The organism is Promicromonospora aerolata (genome assembly GCF_042682255.1).
GTDB classification, from domain to species: Bacteria; Actinomycetota; Actinomycetes; order Actinomycetales; family Cellulomonadaceae; genus Promicromonospora; species Promicromonospora aerolata.
This window is the reverse complement of sequence record NZ_JBHUHF010000001.1, coordinates 1,997,958-2,022,179: the sequence shown is the minus strand read 5'-3', so window position 1 is coordinate 2,022,179 and position 24,222 is coordinate 1,997,958. Positions and strand designations below refer to the sequence as shown.

20 protein-coding genes are annotated in these 24,222 nt (G+C 72.8%); 9 read left to right on the top strand and 11 right to left on the bottom strand.

The genetic code is table 11. The features are described from left to right. Positions 1 to 320: 320 nt before the first annotated feature. Genes ACFSL2_RS09175 through ACFSL2_RS09165 form a run of 3 tightly spaced genes read right to left on the bottom strand, consistent with a single transcriptional unit; the run spans position 321 to position 4,039 of the window. Positions 321 to 1,994, bottom strand: coding sequence for a helix-turn-helix domain-containing protein (locus ACFSL2_RS09175; protein WP_377197559.1), 1,674 nt, complete (start codon positions 1,992 to 1,994; stop codon positions 321 to 323). Positions 1,995 to 2,039: 45 nt separating this feature from the next. Next, positions 2,040 to 2,984: an ornithine cyclodeaminase family protein gene (locus tag ACFSL2_RS09170; protein WP_377197558.1), complete on the bottom strand. Its 945-nt coding sequence runs from the start codon at positions 2,982 to 2,984 to the stop codon at positions 2,040 to 2,042. After that, positions 2,981 to 4,039, bottom strand: coding sequence for a proline racemase family protein (locus ACFSL2_RS09165; protein WP_377197557.1), 1,059 nt, complete (start codon positions 4,037 to 4,039; stop codon positions 2,981 to 2,983). Before ACFSL2_RS09165 ends, ACFSL2_RS09170 begins: the two co-directional genes overlap by 4 nt. 149 nt (positions 4,040 to 4,188) lie before the next feature. Between ACFSL2_RS09165 and ACFSL2_RS09160 the strand changes: the two genes are divergently transcribed. The 4 genes from ACFSL2_RS09160 to ACFSL2_RS09145 all read left to right on the top strand — a co-directional run bounded on the left by ACFSL2_RS09160 (position 4,189) and on the right by ACFSL2_RS09145 (position 9,234). Beyond that, the gene (locus tag ACFSL2_RS09160; RefSeq protein WP_377197556.1) at positions 4,189 to 4,950 is read left to right on the top strand and encodes an SDR family NAD(P)-dependent oxidoreductase; all 762 of its coding nucleotides are present in this window, start codon (positions 4,189 to 4,191) and stop codon (positions 4,948 to 4,950) included. Between the two features lie 647 nt (positions 4,951 to 5,597). Beyond that, positions 5,598 to 7,235, top strand: a complete 1,638-nt coding sequence (locus ACFSL2_RS09155; RefSeq protein ID WP_377197555.1) for a serine hydrolase domain-containing protein — start codon at positions 5,598 to 5,600, stop codon at positions 7,233 to 7,235. 2 nt (positions 7,236 to 7,237) lie between these two features. Continuing rightward, complete coding sequence (locus ACFSL2_RS09150) at positions 7,238 to 8,584, top strand: sensor histidine kinase (protein WP_377197554.1); 1,347 nt, start codon at positions 7,238 to 7,240, stop codon at positions 8,582 to 8,584. Continuing rightward, positions 8,581 to 9,234 (top strand): response regulator, encoded by a 654-nt coding sequence (locus tag ACFSL2_RS09145; RefSeq protein WP_377197553.1) that lies wholly within the window; start codon positions 8,581 to 8,583, stop codon positions 9,232 to 9,234. Before ACFSL2_RS09150 ends, ACFSL2_RS09145 begins: the two co-directional genes overlap by 4 nt. Here ACFSL2_RS09145 and ACFSL2_RS09140 read toward each other — a convergent pair. The 3 genes from ACFSL2_RS09140 to ACFSL2_RS09130 form a co-directional block, all read right to left on the bottom strand. After that, positions 9,207 to 10,781 carry a flavin-containing monooxygenase gene (locus ACFSL2_RS09140; protein WP_377197552.1) on the bottom strand — a complete coding sequence of 525 codons (1,575 nt, stop codon included), beginning with the start codon at positions 10,779 to 10,781 and terminating at the stop codon, positions 9,207 to 9,209. The genes ACFSL2_RS09145 and ACFSL2_RS09140 overlap by 28 nt on opposite strands. Beyond that, a complete protein-coding gene (cofG, locus tag ACFSL2_RS09135) occupies positions 10,778 to 13,213 on the bottom strand; it encodes a 7,8-didemethyl-8-hydroxy-5-deazariboflavin synthase CofG (RefSeq protein WP_377197551.1) in 2,436 nt (811 codons plus the stop codon). The genes ACFSL2_RS09140 and cofG overlap by 4 nt, the downstream gene beginning before the upstream one ends. A gap of 133 nt (positions 13,214 to 13,346) precedes the next feature. Further along, positions 13,347 to 13,643 carry an antibiotic biosynthesis monooxygenase family protein gene (locus ACFSL2_RS09130; RefSeq protein WP_377197550.1) on the bottom strand — a complete coding sequence of 99 codons (297 nt, stop codon included), beginning with the start codon at positions 13,641 to 13,643 and terminating at the stop codon, positions 13,347 to 13,349. A 29-nt stretch (positions 13,644 to 13,672) separates the two neighbouring features. Between ACFSL2_RS09130 and ACFSL2_RS09125 the strand changes: the two genes are divergently transcribed. Next, positions 13,673 to 14,065 carry a MarR family winged helix-turn-helix transcriptional regulator gene (locus ACFSL2_RS09125; RefSeq protein WP_377197549.1) on the top strand — a complete coding sequence of 131 codons (393 nt, stop codon included), beginning with the start codon at positions 13,673 to 13,675 and terminating at the stop codon, positions 14,063 to 14,065. Positions 14,066 to 14,188: 123 nt separating this feature from the next. Beyond that, the gene (locus tag ACFSL2_RS09120; protein WP_377197548.1) at positions 14,189 to 15,457 is read left to right on the top strand and encodes a cellulase family glycosylhydrolase; all 1,269 of its coding nucleotides are present in this window, start codon (positions 14,189 to 14,191) and stop codon (positions 15,455 to 15,457) included. A gap of 439 nt (positions 15,458 to 15,896) precedes the next feature. On the opposite strand, the gene ACFSL2_RS09115 is transcribed toward ACFSL2_RS09120, so the two are convergent. The 5 genes from ACFSL2_RS09115 to ACFSL2_RS09095 form a co-directional block, all read right to left on the bottom strand. Then, positions 15,897 to 16,331 (bottom strand): hypothetical protein, encoded by a 435-nt coding sequence (locus tag ACFSL2_RS09115; RefSeq protein ID WP_377197547.1) that lies wholly within the window; start codon positions 16,329 to 16,331, stop codon positions 15,897 to 15,899. Positions 16,332 to 16,423: 92 nt separating this feature from the next. Further along, positions 16,424 to 17,137 (bottom strand): ABC transporter ATP-binding protein, encoded by a 714-nt coding sequence (locus ACFSL2_RS09110; RefSeq protein ID WP_377197546.1) that lies wholly within the window; start codon positions 17,135 to 17,137, stop codon positions 16,424 to 16,426. 1 nt (position 17,138) lies between these two features. After that, entirely contained in the window at positions 17,139 to 18,803 is a 1,665-nt protein-coding gene (locus tag ACFSL2_RS09105) for a branched-chain amino acid ABC transporter ATP-binding protein/permease (protein ID WP_377197545.1), read from the bottom strand. Next, the gene (locus tag ACFSL2_RS09100) at positions 18,803 to 19,678 is read right to left on the bottom strand and encodes a branched-chain amino acid ABC transporter permease (RefSeq protein ID WP_377197544.1); all 876 of its coding nucleotides are present in this window, start codon (positions 19,676 to 19,678) and stop codon (positions 18,803 to 18,805) included. Before ACFSL2_RS09100 ends, ACFSL2_RS09105 begins: the two co-directional genes overlap by 1 nt. A 10-nt stretch (positions 19,679 to 19,688) precedes the next feature. After that, the gene (locus ACFSL2_RS09095; RefSeq protein WP_377197543.1) at positions 19,689 to 20,858 is read right to left on the bottom strand and encodes an ABC transporter substrate-binding protein; all 1,170 of its coding nucleotides are present in this window, start codon (positions 20,856 to 20,858) and stop codon (positions 19,689 to 19,691) included. A gap of 211 nt (positions 20,859 to 21,069) precedes the next feature. Here ACFSL2_RS09095 and ACFSL2_RS09090 point away from each other — a divergent pair, with 211 nt between their 5' ends. Genes ACFSL2_RS09090 through ACFSL2_RS09080 form a run of 3 tightly spaced genes read left to right on the top strand, consistent with a single transcriptional unit; the run spans position 21,070 to position 24,070 of the window. Then, positions 21,070 to 22,347, top strand: a complete 1,278-nt coding sequence (locus ACFSL2_RS09090) for an ABC transporter substrate-binding protein (protein ID WP_377197542.1) — start codon at positions 21,070 to 21,072, stop codon at positions 22,345 to 22,347. Then, the gene (locus tag ACFSL2_RS09085) at positions 22,344 to 23,264 is read left to right on the top strand and encodes a carbohydrate ABC transporter permease (protein WP_377197541.1); all 921 of its coding nucleotides are present in this window, start codon (positions 22,344 to 22,346) and stop codon (positions 23,262 to 23,264) included. The genes ACFSL2_RS09090 and ACFSL2_RS09085 overlap by 4 nt, the downstream gene beginning before the upstream one ends. Continuing rightward, a complete protein-coding gene (locus ACFSL2_RS09080) occupies positions 23,261 to 24,070 on the top strand; it encodes a carbohydrate ABC transporter permease (protein WP_377197540.1) in 810 nt (269 codons plus the stop codon). Before ACFSL2_RS09085 ends, ACFSL2_RS09080 begins: the two co-directional genes overlap by 4 nt. The last annotated feature ends 152 nt before the right edge of the window (positions 24,071 to 24,222 follow it).

Below are 24,222 nucleotides of genomic sequence, written 5' to 3'. Positions count from 1 at the left end.
GAGTTACGGGTCCAGGCGGACGCCGAGCCGAACGTTATTAGTCAATGACGGGCTCGATGGACTAACAACTTTCCGTTCGAGGTCGTCGACGACGTGCAGCGTGCGGTTCGGCGGGGGGACTGCTGGCGGTGGACGTGCAGCGTGCGGTTCGGCGCCGCGGTCTGCCAGCGGTGGACGTGCAGCGTGCGGTTCGGCGGGGGGACTGCTGGCGGTGGACGTGCAGCGTGCGGTTCGGCGCCGGAGATCTCAGTGGGTGACCCGGACGACTCCAGCACCGCCACTCAGCACCGCCATCCAGCACCGTCACCCAGCGCCGGGGATCAGCATCCGGAGCCGTCGCCGGGCGCCATCACCCGGAGCTGGAGCATCGCACCGAACCGGGCCTCCGGATCGTCGAGGTCGATCCCACCGACCTGGGCCACCCGGCGCAACCGGTAGCGGAACGTGTTGGGGTGCACGAACTCCGCCGCGGCCGCCGCCGTGACGTCCCCGAAGGCGTCCAGCCAGGCCCGCAAGGTCGCGACCAGCCCGGCGCCGTGCTCGGCGTCGTAGTCGACGAGCCTGGCCAGCGGCCCCGCGATCGTGTCCCCGCGGGCCGCGACGACATCGCGTAGCTCCAGGACCAGCGACGCCGCCTGGACGTCGGCGAACCGAGCCACCCGGGCGACCCGGGCCACCTGGGGCGCGTCGGTCTCCCGCGGGGCACCCGAGCGCAGCACCCGCAGCACCCGGTCGACCACCTCCCGGGATCGAGCCACACCGCCGGCGCTCGGTGCGACGGGCCCCACGGCTGCCACGGCGGCGGTCCGCCGGCCCACCTTCTCGACGAACGCCCGCGCTATACGTTCGGCCCGTTCCTCACCGTCGGAGCCGGACGGCAGCAGCCCGTAGGCGACGTCGCCGATCAGTGCCACCGCGGACGCCGGGTGCGCGGACTGCAGGTGCAGCGCGAACGCGTCGGACAGTCGCTCGCGCTCGCTCGCCTCGACGACGTCACCGGCGACGGAACGCTCGCCGTCGTCGGGCCGGGCCGTGACCCCGAGCACGACCACCGCCTGGCTGCCCAGCCCGAGCCGTTCGAGCGCCTCGCGGGCACCGGAACCGCCCTCCAGCGCGGTGCTCAGCAGATCGGTGCGGATCCGCCGCCGCACGTCGGAACCCGCGCGCACCCGCAGGAGGTGCAGCGCCGTCAGCTTCGCGGCGTCGCGGAGCGAGGCGATGCGCCGGTCGTCGAGCGGGGCCTCCATGGCGGCCCAGATGGACCCGAGCACCTCGTCGCCCGCGCGCACCGCGATCGCCACACGGGGCATCGTCAGGCCCGCGTACCCGATGGGCAGCGGGTCCACCCGGACGGGGTCCGAGCTGCGGTACAGGTCGCGGAACACGCCCCGCTCGGTGAGCATCCGCGCGTAGCGCTCGGGCACCCGCCGGCCCAGGACGGTCTCGACCCGCGAGTCGTCGGCCTCGTCCTGGCGCACCGAGAACGCGAGCACGCGCGAGCTGCGGTCCTCGATGGTCACCGGCGCGTCCAGCAGCGCCGCGACGGCGTTCGCCACGGCGAACAGGTCGCCCGACGGCAGCCCGCCCAGGGACTCGGCGTCGTCCACGCCCACGTCGCCCTCGGCCAGGACGGTCCGCAGCAGGGCCGCGAGCTGGGCCCACGTCGCACCGCGGCTCAGGCCCAGCAGCGCGACGCCGCTCGCGTCGGCGGCGTCCAGCACGGCGTCCACCGCCGGGACCGGCTCCCGCACGACCAGTCCGGTCGCACCGTGCTCGCCCAGCCGGCGCAGCAGCGCCACGACGTCGTCCGGAGCGGCCAGGCCCACGCCGAGGACGAGCGCGTGCGGCGGGTACGCCGCCTCGTCGAGCGGGTCGTGGATCACCAGCCCGCCCACCTCGCGCTCGGCGTCGGGTCCGTCGCGCACGACGTCGAGCAGGGTGGCTCCCAGGTCGTCGAGCACCCTGCCGAGGCTCGCGCGTGGCCGCCGGCTCATGTCCGGAGGATAGGCGCTCGAGGGCTCCGCGGTGGGCGCAACCGATCAGCGCGCACGCGCCAGCACCGCCTCGGCCACCACCAGGTCCTCCCACGACATGCCGGTCGTCTTGAGAACCAGCGGTCGCGCGGGGTCGGGCCGGACGGCACCGGTGACGACGTCGCGCAGCGGGACCAGGTCCTGCTCGCGGAGCGCGCCGTCGGCGATCGCCAGGACCACGTCGCCCGCCTCCCGCAGCGCGGCACCGCGGTCCTCGACCACGACCGTCGCCCGGGCACAGAGCTCCGCGGGCAGCTCCCGGGCATCCGGCTCGTGCGAACCCACCGCCACGACCACCGCCGTGTCGGCGATCAGGCGGGCGTCGAACAGCGGCTCCCTCGCCGACGTCGCGCAGACGACGACGTCGGCGGCCCGCAACGCGTCGTCCGCCGCCGGGGTGCCGAGCCGCACCACCGCGGCGCCGCCGATCGCCGCGGCCCGGGCCGGGTCGCGCACGAGCTGGGCGACGGAGGCGATCTCCCGGCGACCTGCCAGGGCGCCGGCGAGCGTGGCGACGTGGCCGTGCGCCTGCGGTCCGGAGCCGAGCACGGCGACACGCAGCGGGGCCGAACCCGCCAGGAGCCGGCCCAGCACCCCGGCCACGGACACTGCCGGTGTGCGCAGCGTCGTCAGCGCCGTGCCGTCCAGCACGGCGACCACGCCGAGCGTCGCCGCGTCGAGCAGCAGGTACGAGCCCTGGATGCGGGGCAGGCCCCGCGCGGGGTTGGCGGGCGCCACCGTGGCGACCTTGATGCCGACGTGCGTCAGGCCGCCTCCGCCGTCCGACGGCATGAGCAGGAACTGGCCGGCCGCCAACGGCACGGCCTGGCGGGGCAGGTCGACGGCGGGGTCGAGCCCCCGCTCCAGCGCCGCTGTGATGGCGGCGACCGCGTCGGCGGGCGGGCAGGCGGCCGCGACGGTCGCGGCGTCCAGGACGAGGGGCGCGCTCATCGCAGCACGAACCCGGGAACGAGCGGGTCGGCGCCGTCCACCACGAACCGGTGCTCACCCGTGCGGTACGCCATCCCGGTGACCATGGGGAGCACGGCGGGCCGGCCACCGGCCACGGTGGTGCCGACGACCGTGCCCGTGAACGTCGAACCGACGATCGACTCGTGCAGCAGCGTCGCGCCGTCCACGGCGACCCGCCCGTCGTCGGCCAGCACGGCGAGCCGGGCGCACGTCCCGGAGCCGCAGGGGGAACGGTCGACCTGCCCGTCGGCGAACACCGTGACGTTGCGCTGGCGCACCACGGCGCCGGCATCGCCGGGCGCTTCCGGTCCACCGGCTCCAGCGTCCGCGTCGCCGAGCTCCTCGTACAGGATGGTCCCGTACACGCCGCTCAGGCGCGGGTCCGTCGGGTGGACGGCGTGCCCGTCCGCGTCCAGCGCACGCTTGATCTCGCGCCCCACCCCGATGAGGTCCGCGTAGCTCGCCGGGTCCACCGACAGGCCGAGGCTCGGCCCGTCCACGCTCGCGTAGATCGCACCGCCGTACGCCAGCGTGACGGAGGCGACGCCGCGCGATGTGGGTACCGCCAGGTCGCGGGCGAGCACGTAGCCGGGCACGTTCACGAAGTCCACGCCGACGGTGCGGCCCCCGGCCCGGTGCACCCGCGCGGCGACCCGGCCCGAGGGGACGTCGACCACCACGTCGACCGCGCCGTCGTCGGGCGCCGGGACCAGGCCGCTGTCCACGGCCCAGGCGCCCAGCGCGATCGTGCCGTGGCCACAGGCCGTCGAGAACCCGTCCTTGTGCCAGAACAGCACGCCGAGGTGGGCGCCGTCGTCGTCCGGGGGCACGATGAACCCGCCGTACATGTCCGCGTGCCCGCGGGGCTCGGAGCAGAGGATCCGGCGCAGCTCCTGTGCGGCCGGGCTCGTCAGGGCGCGGGTCCGCCGGTCGGCGACCGAGTCGCCCGGCAGCGGCACGGGCGGCTCCGCCACGATGCGGAACGGCTCGCCCGCCGTGTGGTAGTCGGTGGTGGCGATGGTCTGGGTGGTCACGCCGCCATCCTGGGGTACGGGGTCGCTGTCGTCCATGTGCCGGGCCGGGCGCCACCGCGCTGCCGCCCGGCGGGTGACCGGCCTCGTTGCGGGTTAGAACTGGGGGGGACGGCAGGCGCCGTCGCACCGGAGCGTGAGGAGTGAGCAGCATGCCGACGGAGAACAGGTTCCAGGGCAAGGTAGCGATCGTCACGGGCGGAGGCAGCGGGATCGGGGCGGAGATCTCCCGGCAGCTCGCCGCCGAGGGCGCCTCCGTCGTGGTCACCGACATCAAGCTGGACGGCGCACGACAGGTGGTCGACGAGATCACGGGCGCAGGCGGCACGGCGCTGCCCTTCGAGCAGGACACCACGGACGCCGACCAGTCGCGTGCCGCGGTCGACTTCGCCGTCGGGGAGTACGGCGCGCTGCACCTCGCGGTGAACAACGCCGGCATCGGTGCGCCGCCGGCCAAGATCGGCGACTACGAGATCGACGCCTGGGACCGCGTCCGTGCGGTCGACCTCGACGGCGTCTTCTACGGCCTGCGCTACCAGCTGCCCGCCATGGTGGCAGCGGGTGGCGGTGCCATCGTGAACATGGCCTCCGTGCTGGGCGCGGTGGGTATCGCGGAGAACGCGGCCTACGTGACCAGCAAGCACGCGCTGGTCGGGCTCACCAAGGTGGCCGCGCTCGAGTACACGGAGCAGGGCGTGCGGACCAACGCCGTGGGCCCGGGCTTCATCGACACCCCGCTCGTGCGGTCGTCGCTGAGCGAGGAGGCGCTGGCCGCGCTCGAGAACGAGCACGCCGCCAAGCGGCTCGGCACGGACAAGGAGGTCGCGGCGCTGACGCTCTTCCTCCTCAGCGACGAGGCGTCCTTCATCTCCGGCAGCTATCACCTGGTCGACGGCGGCTACTCGGCCCACTGAGTGATGACCATGCACCTGCTGCCAGAAACCGGCCCCGGCTGGCAGCAGGTGCATGGTCGTCCCGCGGGGCGGAGACGCCTCCGCCAAAGGTCGTAGGTGAAGTGCGTGCTCGCGGGCGATGTGGCGGGGCGGGCCTCCCGACAGGCTGGGGTCGTCCGGAGGAAAGCCCCCGGACCAGCCCGAACACCTGCCGAGCGCGAGGAGCGCGACGATGTACTCGTCCCACGACCACACACCCACCGAACGGCCGGAGCGCCGCTCTCCGAGCCGCCGGAAGCAGCGCGGCCGGGGCCTCGCAGGGCTCGCGACGCTCGGCCTGCTCGCCCTGACCGCCGCGGTCGGGGCCCCGAGCGCCGCCGCCGCCGGGTCGGGCGCCGCCGCCGGGTCGGGCGCCGACGGTCCGACACCGCCCCCAGCCATCCATGCACCGGCGGGCGAGCACACCCTCGAGCAGCTGGACGTCGACGCCTGGCTCGACGGCATGCTGCCCGCCGCCCTGGAGAGCGCCGGCATCGCGGGCGCCGTCGTCACCGTCGTCGACGACGGCACGGTGGTCACGACCCGCGGCTACGGACACGCCGACACCGGTGCGGGCGGCGAGCCCGTGCCGGTCGACGCCGAGCAGACCCTGTTTTCGGCCCGGCTCCGTGTCCAAGCTGTTCACCGCGACGGCCGCGATGCAGCTCGTCGAGAGCGGCGACGTCGACCTCGACACCGACATCGGCGAGTACCTCGACTTCGAGGTCCCGCGGGCGTTCGACGGACCGATCACGCTCCGCCACCTGCTGACCCACACCGCCGGCTTCGAGGAGCGGATCGGGGGCCTGATCGGCTCCGGCGACGTGTCGCCGGTGCTCCGCGACGAGCTGGCGCAGGACCCGCCCGAGCAGATCTACGAGCCGGGCACCGTCCCCGCCTACTCGAACTACGGCAACTCCCTGGTCGGCTACATCGTCGAGCACGTCAGCGGTGTGCCGTTCGAGGAGTACGTCGAGCGCAACATCCTCACGCCCGCCGGCATGACGTCGTCGACGTTCGAGCAGCCGCTGCCCGACGCGCTGCGCGAGCGGATGTCCCAGGGCTACGCCACGTCGGCCGACGCCCCCGGACCGTTCGAGATCGTCGGCACGCCCCCCGCCGGTGCGCTGACCGCGTCGGCGCCCGACATGGCGCGCTTCATGCTGGCCCAGCTCGGCGAGCCCGGCACCGGTTCGATCCTGGAGCCCGAGACGCTCGAGCTGATGCACGCCCCGGCGCTCGACGAGGGCTCCCTGGGCAACCTCGCGGCCGCACCCCGGATGGCGCTCGGGTTCTTCGACGAGAGCCGTAACGGGCACCGGATCGTCGGCCACGGCGGCGACACCAACTACTTCCACTCGCACCTGCAGATCTACCCGGAGGAGCGCGCGGGGATCTTCGTCTCGTTCAACAGCACCGGCACCACGGGCTACGCCACGCTCGACCTGCGCAGGGCTGTGCTGGACGGCTTCGCCGACCGCTACTTCCCGGCGGACTCCGCCCCGGCGCCCAGCACCGTCGACCCCGCGACGACCGCGGAGCACGCGGCGCTCGCCGAGGGCAGCTACGTCGCCTCCCGCGGGATGCAGAGCACCTTTCTCGCCGCGCTGGAAGGGTTCAGCGTCACCCAGGTGACCGCACGGGACGACGGCCGGGTGCTGATCACCCCTGGCCCCGGCAGTGCGGCACCCGCGCTGTACGAGGAGGTGGAGCCCTGGGTCTGGCGCGAGGTCGGCGGCCAGCGCACCATCGCCATGCGGGTCGCCGACGGCGCGGTCGAGGCGATCGGGTTCGAGGGCGCCTTCGCCCTGCTGCCGTCCCAGCCCGAGCGGGTGCCGTCCGTGGTGCTCCCGGCGCTCGGCGCGTCCGCGCTGGTCCTCCTCGTGACGGCCGTCGCCTGGCCCGTCGGGGCCATCGTCCGGCGGGTGCGGCACCGGTCGCTCCCCGAGGGGACCGGGCGGCTCTCCCGGATCCTGGCCAAGATCGGCGTGGTCTCCGCGGTGCTGGCGCTGGCCGGCTGGGCCCTGACGGTCATGACCGTGATGGGTCTGGAGGACGTCTCCGAGTTCTCGCTGCGCCAGCTCCAGGTGGTGCAGGGCATCGGGGTGCTCGGTCTGGTCCCGGCAGTGCTGCAGCTCGTGGGCGCCGTCCGGAACCGGCACGGTTGGCGCCGGGTGCTCGGCCTGGTGCTCGTGGTGCTGGCCCTGGCCGGTACTGCCTGGTTCGCGTTCGAGTTCCGCCTGCTCGCGCCGTCGGTATCGTACTGACGGTGCCCACGACGGACGGATCCACCGTGCTCGACGACGTGCCCGTTCCGCCGAGCGCGGGCCGGCTGGACGCGGCCCTCGCCCGGGTCGGTGTGACCGGGCGGCTCGCACAGGACACCGTGCTGGCCGTGCTGGTCATGCTGCTCACGCTCGCGACCCTGGTGGCGCTGTTCGAGCTGGTGCTCCGCGCGGAGGGTTTCACGGTGAGCACGCAGCAGGGTGCGGTGCTCATCGCCGCCGCGAGCCTCCAGGCGGCGCCGCTCGTCCTGCGCCGGGTCCGCCCGGTCCTCTGCCTGGGGCTCGTCGTGGCCTGCCAGGTGGTCATCATCGCGTCGTCGCCGCCCGACCTCTCCGTCGGCGGCGTGCCGCAGATCATCGCCGGCTACACCGTCGGCACCCTGCTGCCCACCCGCCGGGCGCTACTCGTCACGGGTGCCGCGGTGCCGGTCGGAGTGCTCGCGGCGACGGCGACGGCTCTGCTCGCGGGGAACGGCGCGCTGGTGTCGGCCGCCAACCACTTCTTCTCCGGCCTGGTCACGTACGTGGTCAGCGCGCTGGTCGGCGGTGCGGTGGCGACCCGCCGCCGCTACGTCGACCTGCTCCGGCTGCGCGCGGCCGAGCTGGTGCGGACGCAGCAGGCGACCACGCACGCGGCCATCGTCGCGGAGCGGTCCCGGATGGCCCGGGAGCTGCACGACGTCGCGGCCCACCACCTGTCCGGGCTCGTCGTGCAGGCGGCCGCCGTCGAGCGGCAGATCGACAGCGACCCGGCAGCGGCAAAGAAGGGCACCGCATGGATCCGGGGGCAGGGCAAGGAGACGCTCGACAGCCTGCGCCTGATCGTGGGAGTCCTACGGGAGCGCCCGAGCGTGGGCGACGACGCGCACGACGCGCCACCGCCAGGGCTCGCCGCGCTCGACGGACTGGTGCGGACGGCGCGCGCGCTGGGCAGCACGGTCGACCTGGTCCGGGCCGGCCGGCCGCGCGAGCTCGCCCCCATCGCGGACGCCGCGTTCTACCGGGTCGCCCAGGAGTCGCTCTCGAACGCCCGGCAGCACGCCCCTGGTGCGGCGGTGCGGATCACGGTGCGGTTCGGCGAGCGCGCGGTATCGCTCGAGGTGCTCAACGAGCCGGCCGACGGCGGCCCGCCCACCGGCTCGACGCGCCAGGGCATGGGCATGATCGGGATGGGGGAGCGCGCCCAGCTGGTGGGCGCGACGCTCACGACCGGCGCCACCCCGGCCGGCGGATGGCGGGTGCTGCTGACACTGCCGCTGCACCACGAGCCCGCGAGTACCGTGTCGCAGGCGGACGCGGCCGCCGCACTCACCGAAGGGGGACAGGGATGATCAGGGTCATGCTCGTCGACGACCAGGCGGTGGTCCGGGCGGGCTTCCGGTTCCTCCTGGAGCAGGCCGACGACATCGAGGTGGTCGCCGAGGCCTCGAACGGCTCGACGGCGGTCGAGCTCGCCCGCCGGCACGGCCCCGACGTCGTCTGCATGGACGTGCGCATGCCCGGCGGCGACGGCCTGGCCGCGACGCGCGAGATCGTCGCGTTCGGCACGACGGCGCCGGCGGTGCTGGTGGTGACCACGTTCGACCTCGACGAGTACGTCTTCGGCGCCCTGGAGGCCGGGGCCGGCGGGTTCATCCTCAAGGACTGCGAGCCCGAGGAGCTGATCGACGCCGTGCGGCGGCTCGCCGACGGGCACGGCCTCATCGACCAGGCGGTGACGCACCGGGTGATCACCGAGTTCGCGCGTCGCAAGGCTCCGCCGGAGCCGCAGGCCGACGTCGCGGCGCAGCTCACGGCACGCGAGGCCGAGATCGTCCGACAGCTCGCCCGCGGGCTGTCGAACGCGGAGATCGCGCAGGAGCTCGTCGTGGAGACGAGCACCGTGAAGTCCCACCTCGGCCGAGCGATGGCCAAGGTGGGCACCCGCGACCGCCTCCAGACGGTCGTGTGGGCCTACCAGAACGGCCTGGCGCCGGGCTGAGGGGTCTCGATGGATGACCATGCATCTGCTGCCAGGATCGGCACTCGTTCGGCAGCAGCTGCATGGTCATCCGTGACGCCGAACGGGGCCGGGTCGAAACGGGCGAAACGGTCGCGGTACTCCGCCGCCCGGCCGGGCCACAGGAGCGTGAGGCGCCCGGAGCGCTCGTCCACGTACCAGCTGCGGCATCCGCCGCGCAGCCACACGGTCTCGGCAGCGCGCCGGTCGATCTCCCGGGTGTACGCGGCCTCGGCCGCCGCGGACACGTCCAGCGGGCCGTCCGCCCGGTCCAGGTGGTCGAGCGCGCCGAGCACGTAGCCGATCTGGGCCTCGATCACCTCGAGGGCGGAGTGGTGGCCGAGCCCCGCGTTGGGGCCGTCCAGCACGAACAGGTTGGGAAACCCGTGCACCACCGTCGACGCGTGGCTGGTCATGCCGTCGGCCCAGTGCTCGGCGAGCGTCTGCCCGCCACGGCCCGCCACCAGGTGCGCGAAGGGCGGCCGCGTGGTCTCGAACCCCGTGGCGAGCACCAGCACGTCCACCTCGTACCGCGCCCCGGACGCCGCGACCAGCGTGGAGCCCTCGACCGAGACCGGCGCGCTCGGCTCCAGTGTGACGTGGGGCTGCTGCAGGGCCGGGTACCAGTCGTCGCTGAACAGCGCGCGCTTGCAGCCCACCGCGTAGTCGGGTGTGAGCAGCGCGCGCAGCGCCGGGTCCGGTACCTGGGCGCGCAGATGTGCCTCCGCGCGCTCGCGCAGCTCGGCCTCCGCCGCACTGCCCGCCCTCCGCGCGTCGAACAGCCGGTCGGCCTCGGCCGCGAGCGCCGCCCGGTCCGGCCGGGGCTCGCCGGGTGCGTAGGCCCGGTCGCCCCGGGGCAGCACCCACGGTGGGGTGCGCTGCAGCACGACGACGGAGGCCGCCCGGCGGGCCAGCTCGGGCACGAGCTGTACGGCACTGGCGCCGGTGCCGACCACGCCGACCCGCAACCCGGCCGGCAGGTCGCGGTCCCAGCGCGCGGAGTGGAACACCCGCCCGGGGAACGTGCCCAGTCCGGGGAGGTCGGGCACGCGGGGCTCGCTGAGCCGGCCGACCGCCGTCACGAGCACCCGGGCGATCAGGGGGCCGCGGGAGGTCGTCAGGTGCCACGCCGCCTCGTCGTCGTGCCAGCGTGCGCCGGTGAGCGCGGTGCCGAGGCGCAGGTGCGGGGCGAGTCCTTCGCTCCGTGCGACGTCCTGGACGTACCGGTGGATCTCGGCGCCCGGCGCGAACACCCGCGACCAGGCGGGCTGGGGCAGAAAGGAGTAGGAGTACAGGGCGCTCGGGATGTCGCACGCGACACCCGGGTACACGTTGTCGCGCCATGTCCCGCCCACGTCGTCGGCGCGCTCCAGGACCGTGAAGCCGGTGCGCCCGGCGCGCCGGAGCCGCGCGCCGAGCCCGACCCCGGCGAGCCCCGCGCCCACCACCGCCACGTCCACGGCTGTGCCCGGTCCCGGCACCGTCCTGCTGCCGGAGTCCGGGCGTGCGGCCTGGTGCGTTCCCGTCACCCCACCTGCCCGTAGGTGGTCGTGCGCTGCCGGACCGGACGGCCCAGCTCGCCGGCGAGCCGCGACACGTCGGCAACCGTCAGCTCCCGGCCCTGCTCGGGCCCGGCCTCCGGGTCCAGGAGACCGTCGAGCAGCACGCCGCCCAGGTCGTCCGCGCCGCCGGCGAGCACCCGCTGCGCCCCGCGCATCCCCAGCTTGGTCCATGCCGCCTGCACGTGGTCGATCCGCCCGGCCAGCATCAGGCGCGCCACCGCGTGCAGGGCGCGGCTCTCCCGGAGGGTCGCGACGCGGGCGCCGGGAACGGCCACCGGCGACTCCGACGGCACCCACGGCATGGGGATCAGCTCGGTGAACCCGCCGGTCGCGTCCTGCACCCGTGCCAGCGTGCGCAGGTGCCGCACCTGGTCGCGCGCGGACTCGACGTGGCCGTACGCGATGGTCGCGGTGGACCGCAGACCTGCCGTGTGGGCGGCGGTGACGAGCTCGACCCAGCGTTCGGCCGGGATGTCGGTACCGCCCGTGAGCAGGTCCCGGATCTGGTCGTCCAGGATCCGTGCGCCGGTGCCGGGTACGGTGTCGACGCCGGCTTCGCGCAGCGCCGTCAGCCAGTCCGCGAGCGGGAGCCCGGCGCGGGCGGCGCCGTCGGCCAGCTCGGCCGGTCGGAAGGCGTGCAGGTGCAGGCCCGGTGCGCCCTGCTTCACGGCCCGGGCGAGGCCGAGGTAGCCGTCCGGGCCCGAGGCGGTCGGTGGCACGCCCTGCGCGCACACCTCGGTGGCACCCAGCGACACGGCCTCGGCCGCCAGCTCCGCGACCCGGTCGGGTGGCAGGCCCAGCGACGCGTCGAGGTTCCGGTTCACCGCGTACGTCACGGTGTCGCCGACCCGCTCGCGCCGCACCTGGTCCGCGAGGGCGGCGAGCTCTTCGAGATCGGCGCCGTCGGCTCCCAGCAGCTCGACCCACGCGGCGTCGTCGGCCCCTGCCGGATCCGCGGCGGCGTCCGCGATCAACCGCGTCAGCCGCCTTGCCTGCCCGGCCCCGCCGCCGCCTCTGCCTCTGCCCTGGCCGTTGAGTGCTGGGTATGTGCGCGCTTCCGGGCTCGGGGCGCGCAAATACCCAGCACTCAACGAGGTGGAGGCCGGGAACTCGCCCAGCAGGGCGTCGTGGCGGGCCAGGCCGTAGTCGTCGGCCAGGGCGAGGACGCGCGGGCGGAGGCGGTCGTCGAGCCAGTCGGCGCCGTCCCGCGCCTCGCGCAGGTAGTGCGGGTGGGCGGTGAGGCGCTCGCGCAGGGCATAGCCGCCCTCGCCGGTCAGCCGCGCCAGGTCCTCGATCTGCGGCCACGGCCGTTCGGGATTGACGTGGTCAGGGGTGAGCGGGCTGACGCCGCCCCAGTCGTCGATGCCTGCGCGGACCAGGAGCTGGAGCTCGGCGGCGTCGGTCAGGTTGGGCGGCGCCTGCACGCGCATGCCGGGGCCGAGCAGCACCCGGGTCACGGCGACGGCGGCCGCGTACTCCTGGGTCTCCAGGTCCGCGGCGCCCATCATGGCCGTGGCCGACTTGGCGCGGAAGTTCTGCACGATCACCTCCTGCAGGTGACCGTGCCGGGCGTGCGCGTCGCGCAGCGCGAGGATCGAGTCCACGCGTTCGGCGTAGTTCTCGCCGATGCCGAGCAGCACCCCCGTGGTGAACGGGATACGGGACCGTCCGGCGTCCTCGATCACGCGCAGCCGCAGCGCCGGGTCCTTGTCGGGGGAGCCGAAGTGCGCCTCGCCCTTCTCGGTCCACAGCCGGGAGGACGTGGTCTCGAGCATCATGCCCATCGACGGGCCCACCGGCTTGAGCCGCTGCAGCTCGGCCCACGACATGACGCCGGGGTTGAGATGAGGCAGGAGTCCCGTCTCGTCCAGGATGAGCCGGGCCATGTCGCCCACGTAGTCGAGAGTCGACGCGTAGCCGTGGTCGTCGAGCCACTGCCGGGCCACCGGCCAGCGGTTCTCCGGGCGGTCGCCCAGGGTGAGCAGGGCCTCCTTGCAGCCCAGCGCCGCACCCTGGGCGGCGACCTCCAGGACGGCGTCGGCCTCCATGTACGGGGAGATGCCGGCCTTGGCCAGCTTGCCGGGCGACTGCACGAAGATGCAGTAGTGGCACCGGTCCTGGCACAGGTGCGTCAGGGGGACGAACACCTTGCGGGAGTACGTGAGGACGCCGGGCCGGCCCGCCTCCACCAGGCCCGTGTCGCGCAGGGTGCCCGCGACCGCGAGGAGCCGGTCCAGGTCCGCGCCGCGGGCGTGCAGCAGCACCTCGGCGTCGGCGCGGTCGGGGGTGCCGCCGCCGGCGTCCTCCAGCCGGTCGAGGGCCGCCTCCAGGACCGGACGGTCCGGAGGCGGCTGGACGGCGCCACGCGAGGGTGTGCGCAGGGTGAGAGGAACGGTCATGGGCCCACCTCGGGTGCAGGAACCGGATCGGGATGGTCCGGAGGGGACGGGCCGACACTATGTCATTCGCGGAGCAGTCATCCGCGGACCGGCTTCACGGTGTCGTAGCCGTCCGGCGACGAAGCCCTGCAGGTCATTCACCATCGGCCAGTACCCCTTCCTCGGCGCTCACGAGCGCGTCGATCGTCGCGAAGAACGTGGCGATGCCCGGCCGGTTCGCGCCCTTGGCGCGGGACGCGGCGAAGTCCTCGGCCGTGCGCCACTCGACGACGTCGAGCCACTCGTCGTCGGGCAGGCGCACGAGCCGTGCCCCGAGGAACCCGGACCGGTCGGCGTGGAAGTCGGCGAGCATGGCAGGCCGGGCCGCCAGCATCGCGTCGGTGTTCTCGGGAGTGACCCGGAACCGGGTCAGTTCCACGGACGTGCTCATCGTTCCTCCTGGGTCGCCTGCTCTTCGCGGTGCAGGACGAGCTGTTCGCCCGCCTCGCGGAGGAGGGTCACCCGGGCCTGCGGCCCCAGCACGGGGCCGTGCTCGGCTACCTCGACCCCGAGGGCAGCCGCGCCACCGACCTCGCACAGCGCTCGGGCCAGCACAAGCAGGTGGTGGGCAAGGTGGTCGACGAGCTCGAGGCGCTCGGCTACGTCGAGCGTCGGCCGGACCCGCACGACCGCCGGGCCAAGCTCGTCGTGCCCACGGCCCGGGGCCTGGACCAGATGGTCCGGTCGGACGCCGTGGTCGAGGAGCTCGAGCGAAGGCACGCCGAGACGGTGGGTCACGACACGTACGCGGAGTTCCGGCGGGTGCTGCGCGAGGTGACCGAGCTCCAGCGCGGCTGGCGCGAGCAGGGCTGACCCACCGTGTGGGAATCCCCGATATCACCCGACCTCGGCTGTTGCTAGCGTCATGGCGACCAGCAGGCCGGCAGTGCCGCCGCCACCTGCCCCGGCTCAACGAGGAACTGAGGTGGTCCGAACATGGTCTCTCGCCGCGCACCGATCGTCGTCGCCGTCGCCACGGCCGCGATGCTGGCGCTAGGAACGGCCGTCGTTCCCCTGCTGCCGGCCACCGCCGTGGCCAGCACGTGCTCCGCACCGGCATGGGCCGAAGGCACGAGTTACGCCGCAGGACAGCAGGTCACCTACGAGGGAAGCACCTACACCGCGACGATGGCGCACACCGCGCACCCGGGCGCGGGCTGGGACCCGGAGTCGACGCCGGCCCTCTGGACCCACGACGGGACGTGCGACGGCGGGCCGGCTCCCGACCCGGAGCCGGAACCCGAGCCGGAGCCCGAGCCGGAGCCGGAGCCGGGAGCGGGCACGCCGGTCGCGGCCAACGGTCAGCTCAGCGTCTGCGGCGTCCACCTGTGCAACGAGCGTGGTGCACCGATCCAGCTGCGCGGCATGAGCACGCACGGTACCCAGTGGTTCTCCCAGTGCGTCACCGATGCCTCGCTCGACACCCTCGCGTACGACTGGAACGCCGACGCCATGCGTATCTCCACCTACGTTCAGGAGGGCGGCTACGAGACCGACCCGGCGCGGTTCACAGCCCTGGTGAACGACTACATCGACATGCTCACGGCGCGCGGGATGTACGCCATCGTCGACTGGCACATGCTCGACCCGGGCGACCCCAACTACAACCTGGAACGTGCCAAGACGTTCTTCACCGCCGTCGCCGAGCGGAACAGCGGCAAGAACAACATCATCTACGAGGTCGCGAACGAGCCCAACGGGGTGTCGTGGCAGGCCATCAAGAGCTACCACGAGCAGATCGTCCCCGTGATCCGCGCGCAGGACCCGAACGCCGTCGTCCTGCTGGGCACTCGCGCGTGGTCCTCGCTCGGAGAGTCGGAGGGGTCGAACGAGTCCGAGGTGGTGAACAACCCGGTCGCCGCCTCGAACGTGATGTACACGTTCCACTTCTACGCCGCGACGCACGACCAGGAGTACCTGGACACGCTCTCCCGGGCCGCGGACCGGATCCCCATGTTCATCACGGAGTTCGGGTCGCAGAACAGCGCGGGTGAGGGCGCCAACGACTTCGCGATGACCCAGCGGTACCTCGACCTGGCGGAGTCGAAGAAGATCAGCTGGGTGAACTGGAACTTCTCGGACGACCACCGGTCCGGCGCGGTCTTCACCGAGGGGACCTGCTCGGGCGGCTCGTTCGGGGTTGACCGGCTCAAGGAGGCGGGGGCGTGGATCCGTGACCGGATCCGGACGCCGGACGACTTCTAGGTGCTTCCAGGCGTGGTCGAGTGCCGGCCGCGGCGCGCGCCGAACCGCAAGTTGTGTGTCCTGGTGGGCGGCTCGAGGTGCCGAGCCGCAAGTTGTGTGTCCTCGCGGGGTGCCAGCCGAAGGTTACGAGTCCATTCGGGGGCCGGTGGACGCGTTGCTTGCGGCTCGGCGCCGTCGGTGACTCGTGACGTGCGGTTCGGCGGCGCTGCGCGGTGTCGAGCCGCAAGTTGTGTGTCTCGGTGGGGCCCGGGAGGGCCGAGCCGCACGTTGTATGTCTTGGTGGGCGGCTCAAGGTGTCGAGCCGCAACCTGTGTGTCCTCGCGGGGTGCCAGCCGAAGGCTACGAGTCCATTCGGGGGTCGATGCACGGGTTGCATGCGGTTCGGCACCGTCGGTGACTCGTGACGTGCGGTTCGGCACCGTCGGTGACTCGGAGGCCGCTACCACAGTCCTCGCTGGACGGTGACGGCAACCACGAACAAGGCGACCGGAACGATCCTGGCGACGACGGTCAGTCGGAACAGCACGCCGCAGAGAACCATCGCGGCTGCTGAGAACAGCAGCGGCCAACAGTCGAGCAGCAACTCCTCGAACACCATCCCGTTGGCCTGACGTTCGTCACTGATCCCGGTCTGGGACATCGCAGAGAAGATCCATGACGTCGACACGGCCGAGATCATCAGCGTCCAGCCGGCAAGCGGCTGCCGTGAGCGGTGCATGCTCGGCGCAGACGCCGTGTCGAGCCGCAGTCCGGGAGCGATCAACTGCGACGTGACGACGACAGCAGATGCGATGACGGGAAATCCGAGGGCACGCGTGTCGGCCAACAGCGGGGCGTGCCCAGCTGAACCGGGCACTTCGGCAAGCAGGGCCACCCCCATACCTCCGGCGAGCACAGTCAGCGGGAGCCCGGTGATCAGCAGGACGAGGTGCCCGACCTCCCTCCAGAACGGGGCTGGCATCCGGTTCAGGCCGTGCCGAGGTAGGCCTGCACCACGTCGTCGTCCGCGAGCAGCTCGGCCGCCGGACCCGACCGGACCACCTCGCCCGTGCGCAGCACGTAGCCGTGGTCGGCCGCGCGCAGCGCACGTCGGGCGTTCTGCTCCACGAGCACCACGGTGGTGCCGGTCGCACGGATCTCCTCCACGACGCTGAACACCTCGTTCACCACGAGCGGCGCCAGGCCCATGGACGGCTCGTCCAGGAGCAGCAGCACCGGCTCCGCGACCAGTGCCCGGGCGATGGCGAGCATCTGCTGCTCACCGCCCGACAGCGTGCCGGCGGGCAGGTCGCGCCGCTCGGACAGCACCCCGAACCGCTGGTACATCTCGTCGATGGTGCGGACTGCACCCCGGCCGCGGTGCCAGCCACCCATCGCGAGGTTCTCGGCCACCGTCAGGGACGCGAGGATCTGCCGGCCCTCGGGCACCTGGACCAGACCCCGCGCCACGAGTTTGTGGGCGGGTGCGCGCGTGATGTCGGCGCCGCGGAACCGCACGCGGCCGCCGTGCGGCCGCACGATGCCGGACACCGCGTTGATGATCGTCGACTTCCCGGCGCCGTTCGCGCCGACAAGGGTCACCAGGGACCCCTCCGCGACACTGAACGACACGTCGCGCACCGCCTCGACGCGGCCGTAGCGGACCGAGAGATTCTCGACCTCGAGCACTGGTTCGGTCATGTCAGGCCTCCGTCCCGAGATAGGCCTCGACCACTTGGGGGTCGGCGGCGACCTCCGACGGTGCGCCGGCCGCGATGACCTCGCCGAAGTTGAGCACCACCACCCGGTCGCAGATCTGCCGCACGAGCCCGACGTTGTGCTCGATCAGTAGCACGGCCAGGCCGTCGTCGGCCAGCGAGCGGATGAGGTGGGCGAGCTCGCCGGCCTCCACCTGGTTCATGCCGGCGGCCGGCTCGTCGAGGATGAGCAGGCTCGGGTCGGCGGCGAGCGCCCGGGCGATCTCGAGCCGTCGCTGGTCGCCGTACGAGAGCGCGCCCGCCCTGGTGGCGGCCACGTCCAGCATGCCGACGCGGCGCAGGCACCGGGCGGCATGGGTGAGCGCAGCCTTTTCGTCGCGTCGCGCCGACGGCAGCCAGAGCAGCCGCCGCACCAGCGTCGGCCGGGTCACGAGGTGCCCGCCCACCAGCACGTTCTCCAGCGCGGAGAGCCGCCCGAAGAGCTTGGAGTGCTGGAACGTGCGGCTCACGCCAGCGGCCGCGACGCGGTGCACGGGGGCGCGTCCCGCGGTCACGCCCAGCACGCTCGCCTCGCCCGACGACGGCGCGACGAGCCCGCTGATCATGTTCACGAGCGTCGTCTTGCCCGCGCCGTTGGGGCCGATCAGGCCGAGCAGCTCGCCGCTGCGGATCTCCAGGTCGACGTCGCGCACCGCGTGCACACCGCCGTAGTCCTTGCCGAGCCCGGTGAGCCGGGCCACGACGTCGCCGCGCGGGGCGTGCTCGCGCGTGCGCAGCTCGGTGTCGTCGGCGTCGTGCGCGTCGAGGTCGGGCACCCGGATCCGCCGCGGGATCCGGCCGGCGAGCCCGCCGGGCAGGAACAGGATGACGACGAGCAGCAGCAGGCCCGCCACGAACGGCCGGATCCAGCCGGCCTCGACACCGAGGGCGCGCTGGATCTCCGGGATCGTCGTGAGGAACGCGCTGCCCACCACGGGCCCGACGAACATCGTGGTGCCGCCCACCATGGCGGTGACGAGGCCGTCGATGGCGGCCGTGAAGCCGAAGTCGGCGGGTGCGACCAGCCGGACGGTGTAGGCCCACAGCACGCCGTAGAGGCCGGCGACGGCACCGGCCGTCGCGAACGCCCCGAGCCGGTGCCTGCCGACGTCGATCCCCATGGCGCCGGCGGCGAGCTCGTCCTCGCGGATGGCCTCCAGCGCCCGGCCGTACCGGGTGGGGCCGGACCGCCAGAACCAGTAGGCGACCAGCGCCAGCACCACCCAGGCGATGGCGGGCGTGACGATCTTGGGCACGGACAGGCCCTGGGCGCCGCCGGTCCATTCGGCGTTGAGCAGGAAGATGCGCACCGCCTCGGCGAACCCGAGCGTGGCGATGGCGAGGAACACGCCCCGTAGGTGCATGGTCGGCAGCCCCAGCACGACGGAGGCCACCATGCCCGCCGTCATGCCGATGGCCAGGGCTGCCAGGAGCGCGGGCAGGTCGCCCACGACGTCGGGGTCCGGGGCCAGGAGCACCGAGGTGTAGGCGGCGACCGACGCGAAGCCGGCCTGGCCCAGGCTGAGCTGCCCCGCGTTCAGCACGGCATAGAACGAGAAGGCGAAGATCGCGCCGAGCGCGATGAACGTGACCGTCGATTCGGTGAGCATCAGACCTGCCGCGCCCGACGTCCGCCGAACAGCCCCTGTGGGCGCAGCAGCAGGATCCCGAACAGCAGGGCGAACGCGATGAGATCGCGCCACGCGGAGCCCAGGTACTGCACCGCGAACACCTCGGCCACCCCGAGGAGGATCCCGCCCACGAGCGCGCCGGGCAGCGAGCCCATACCGCCCACGACGATCACCGCGAGCCCCTTGAGCTCGATCGCCGACCCCATGCCGAGCTGGGCGGAGTTCACGTTCATCGCGAACAGGGCCCCCGCGACGGCGCCCAGGGCCGCCGAGATCGCGAACGTCGTCGCCGTCACGCGGTCCACGTTCACGCCGAGCACGCGCGCCGCCGTCGGGTTCTCCGCCACGGCGCGCATGCCGCGGCCGAGCCGGCTGCGGGACACCAGCAGGGTGAGCCCGACCACGAGCGTCACGCAGATGGCGACGATGACCACCTGCAGCAGCGTGACCTGGGCGCCGAGCACGTCGAACCGCGTGGCCGGGAACGTGTCGACGGGAAAGCGCCGGGTCTCCGCGCCGTAGCGCCACTGGAGCAGCGCGATCAGCATGCCCGCCACCGCGATCGAGGAGATCAGTCCGGCGAAGTGCGCGTCCGCGCGGCCCTTGAGCGGCCGGAACGCCACCCGTTCCACGATCAGCCCGAGGAGCGCGCCCACCACGGCGACCGCGGGCAGGGCGGCCCAGAAGGGCATCCCGCCCACGGTCACCAGCTCGATACCGATGAAGGCCGACGCCGCGAACACCGCCGGATGGGCCAGGTTCAGCCGGTCCAGGATGCCGAACACGAGCGCGAAGCCCACGGCGAAGAGTGCGTAGATCGAGCCGATGAAGAGCCCGTTGAGCAGCTGTTGCATGGAGGTGCGCTCAGTCGAGCACGGCGAAGGTGCCGTCTTCGACGATCTGCACCACTGCCTCGTGCTCCGCGTCCCGCGCCTCGTTGATCGTCAGGTCGCCCAGCACCGTCGGCACCCCGTCGATGGTCCCGAGGCCCTCCTTGATCGCGTCGCGCTCGCCCGAGCACGAGGACCGCACGGCCGTGTCGACCAGCATGAGGCCCGTGAACGCCTGAGCCGCGAACTGGTCGGGCGGCGTCCCGTACTTCTCCTCGAAGTCGTCGAGGAACGCCGTGTTCTCCGGGTTGTCGGACGCCGAGTTCCACGCGGCGCCGACGACGACGCCCTCCGCGGCGTCCCCGGCGTCGGCCATCAGCTGCGGGTTGTTGAAGCCGTTCCCGCCGACGATCGGGACGTCGATGCCGAGCTCGCGGGCCTGGGTGACCAGCGGGATCGCCGCCTCGATGAGGGCGGAGACCACCAGCAGGTCCGCGTCCGCGACCTTCGCCTCGGTGAGCAGGGCGCGGAAGTCGGTGTCCGACACGGAGAACTCGAGCGTCTCGGCCACCTCGATCCCCTCGGCGTCCAGCGCCTCGGCGAACACCTCGTACCCCGCCTCGGTGAAGGCGTCGTCGTTGCTGTACATCACCACGGCGCTCTCGGCCCCGTAGACCTCCTTGGCTTTGGCGACCGTCTGCGGGATCACCTGGGCCTCCGTCAGCGAGTCCCGGAAGATGTAGTCGCCCTGCTCGGTGATGCCGTCCGCCGTGTTCGAGATGGCGAGCACCGGAACGCCCTCCTCCTGCGCGATCGGCTGCGCCTGGAAGCCACCGTTCGAGAGGGTCGGACCGATGATCACGCTCGCGCCGTCGTCGGCCGTCAGCTGCTCGAAGACCGCGATGCCCTGCCGCGGGTCCGTCTGGTCGTCCTCGACCGTCAGCGCGTACTCGACGCCGCCCTGCGCGTTCAGCTGCTCCGCGGCGAGCTCGAGGCCCTTCTGCTGCGACTCGCCGTAGCTGGCGGCCCCGCCCGTCAGGCTCAGCGCCGCGCCCACCGGCACGGGCGACCCGATGGTGCAGTCCTCGCCGGTGCCCTCACCGACGAGGCTGCCGCCGCCGTCGGCGGAACCCCCCGACGTACAGGCGGCGAGCGTGACGGTCACGGCGGTGGCAGCGAGAAACGCGCGAGCACGGTGCGACATGCAGGTCTCCAGGTGGTTTGACGACGTCGTCAATGCTGTGGAAGAGATGGTCGAAACAAGCCGGTAGCGGGGGAAATTCTGGCACGGATGTGCCTCCGATCACACCCATTTGCCTCCGGGACACGACGTCTCGATTCGGTCGCGGTGCTTGACACCCCGACGACGGCGCGGAAACGTCCGGCGCATGAACCGCCGAACCACCCTCGCAGGAGTGACCACAGCCGTCGTGGCGCTGACGCTCGCGGCCTGCGCGCCGTCGTCGGGCAGCCCGGAGCCCGGAGCCGCCGCGGGGGAGGGGTGCGACGGCGAGGCGGTGGCCCTCGACGTGTGGTCCTGGCGCACCGAGGACGTCAAGACGTACGAGCAGATCTTCGACGTCTTCGAGGAGGCCAACCCGTGCATCACGGTGGGCTTCCAGGCCCATCTCAACACCGAGTACGACCAGATCCTGCGTACCGGCCTGACCGGGTCGGACGGGCCGGACATCGCCCAGGTGCGGTCCTACGGCCTGCTCCAGCCGCTCGTCGAGGGCGGCAACCTGGAGCCGCTGGAGGACCTAGTCCCCGCGCTCGGCGACTTCGACGACGCGGTCCTCGACGGCTCTCGCGGACGCGAGGACGGTGCGGTCTACGGCGTGCCGCTGGCCTCCCAGACCATCCAGGTCTACTACAACACGGCGATCTTCGAGGAGCACGGCCTCACGGAGCCGGAGACCTGGGCGGACTTCATCGCGCTCAACGACACGCTCCTGGAGCAGGACGTGACGCCGCTGGCCGTCGGTGCGCGCGACGGGTGGTTCGTCCCCACCGTGCACGACGCCCTGACCGCCGCCCAGTACGGCGGCGCGGACTTCCAACAGGCGCTGCGCGACGGCGACACCGACTTCACCGACCCGGCGTACGCGGACTCGATCCAGACGCTGAAGGACCTGCAGAAGTACATGCCCGACGACGTGACCGGCGTGGCGTACACGGACGCCCAGGTGCTGTTCACCTCCGAGCAGGCCGCGATGTTCGCGGGCGGCTCGTACGAGCAGGCGGTCTTCCAGGAGGCCAACCCGGACCTCGACCTCGGCGTCTTCCAGGTGCCGCCGCCGCCCGGGTCGGCCCTGGACCACCCCGTCACCGCCGGGTACGCGGACGGCAGCTGGGGCCTCTCGGCCACCACCGAGCACCCCGAGCAGGCGCAGACGCTCCTGAACTGGCTGGCCACGCCGGAGTTCGGGCAGCTGGTCGCCGACGAGCTCAAGCAGTTCTCGCCGATCCCCGGCGTCGAGTTCTCGGACCCGCTCCAGCAGGAGATGTGGGACCTGTACCAGGAGAACCCCGCGCCCTACCTGCTGCTCGTGGACTACCGCTACGGCGACCCCGTCGGCACCGACCTCATGGGTGAGGCCGGGCAGAAGTTGTTCCTCGGGGACACCGATGCGAAGGGCGCGGCGAAGATCATCCAGGACGGCCTGTCGGCCTGGTGGACGCCGGGCGAGTGACCCGCCGTCGCACAGCGGCGCTGCCCACGCCTGTCGCACTGCTGTTCCTGCTGCCGGCCGCGGTCCTGTTCGCCGTCTTCGTGCTGTACCCGATGGCGACGGCACTGACGTACTCCCTGTTCTCCTGGCGCGGGACCGCGCAGGAGGCGTTCGTCGGGCTGGACAACTTCGTCGCGCTGCTGACCACCGAGCCGTACCGCACGCAGCTGCCGCGGGCGTTCGCGCACAACGCGCTCCTGTTCGCCGGCGCGATGGTCGTGCAGAACTCGGTGGGTCTGCTGCTGGCGTACGCGCTGCACAAGCGGGACCGCCTGCGCCGCCTGTTCCAGGTGCTGTACACGATGCCCTACCTGGTCTCGCCGCTGGTCGTCGGCTACCTGTGGTCGCTGCTCCTGTCGCCGCTGTTCGGCCCGGTGAACGCGGTGCTGCGCGCGGTGGGCCTCGAGGCGGCGGCCCAGCCCTGGCTGGGCGACCCCGACACCGCCCTGTGGGTGGTGGTGCTGGTGACCGCGTGGCAGTGGGTCGGCTTCCCGCTCCTCATCTACGGCGCCGCGCTCGGGTCGCTGGACCCCACGATGGAGGAGGCCGCGATGCTCGACGGCGCGACCTCGCGCCAGCGGTTCTGGTACGTCACCCTGCCCATGCTGCTGCCCGTGATCGGCACGGTCAGCGTGCTGACGTTCATCTTCTCCATGGAGGCGTTCCCCATCCCGTACGCGCTGGGCGGGTCGAGCGGCAGCCCGGCGGGCGCGACCGACGTCATGTCGCTGCTCTTCTACCGCACGGCGTTCAACTCGGGGGCCTCGAACGCCATCGGCATCTCGTCAGCGGTCGCGATCGTGCTGTTCGTCGTGATCGTCGGGGTGTCGGTGGCGTTCACCCGGTGGTTCCGCCGCGTCGAGCGGGGGCTGACGTGAGACGGGCGGGCGTGCACGTCGTGCTGTGGGGCTACGCCGTCGTCGCGCTGCTGCCCCTGCTGGTCATGGTGTGGAACTCGTTCCGGTCGGACCAGGAGCTGGTGGCGGAGCCGCTCGGGCTGCCGCAGAGCCCGTCGTTCGACGCCTACCGCGAGGCCTGGGTCGAGGCGTCGTTCTCCACGTACTTCCTCAACTCGGTGCTGGTCACCACGGCGTCGGTGGTCCTGTCCACCGCGGTGTCCCTGCTGGCGGCGTACGCGCTGGCGCGGTCCCGCTCGCGCCTCATGGGCGTGATCGAGCAGGTCTTCGTGTCGGGCCTGATGATGCCCGTGTTCCTCATGATCGTGCCGATCTTCTACCTGCTGGACACGATCGGGCTCGCGTCGACCCGCACCGGGCTGATCCTGGTCTACTCGGCGGTGTCGATCCCGTTCTCCGTGTTCGTGCTGGCCACGTTCCTGCGGCAGCTGCCGGTCGAGCTGGAGGACGCCGCCCGCATCGACGGGGCCGGTCCGCTGCGCACCTTCTGGTCGGTCCTGCTGCCGCTCGTGCGGCCGGCGGTCGCCACGGTGGTGGTGTTCCGTTTCGTGCCCATCTGGAACGACTTCTTCTACCCCCTCATCCTGGTGCGCGACCGCGACCTGTACACGCTGCCCGTGGGACTGACCACGTTCTTCGGCGAGTACCAGACGTCGTGGTCCACGCTGTTCGCGGGCCTCGTCATCGCGACGCTGCCGCTCGTGCTCCTCTTCCTGGTCGCGACCCGGCAGATCGTCGCGGGGCTCACCGCAGGGATGGGGCGCTGACGGACGCGCAACGCCCACGGGCGTGGGAGGCTGGGTGTGCGGCACACCACCGGCCCGCATTCGGCACCTGTGGTCGTGGGGCGTACCATTGACGGGTTGCCCGTGCGCCTGGCGCACATCGCTTCTCGCGAGCAGCCGCAACTGAGTTGAAG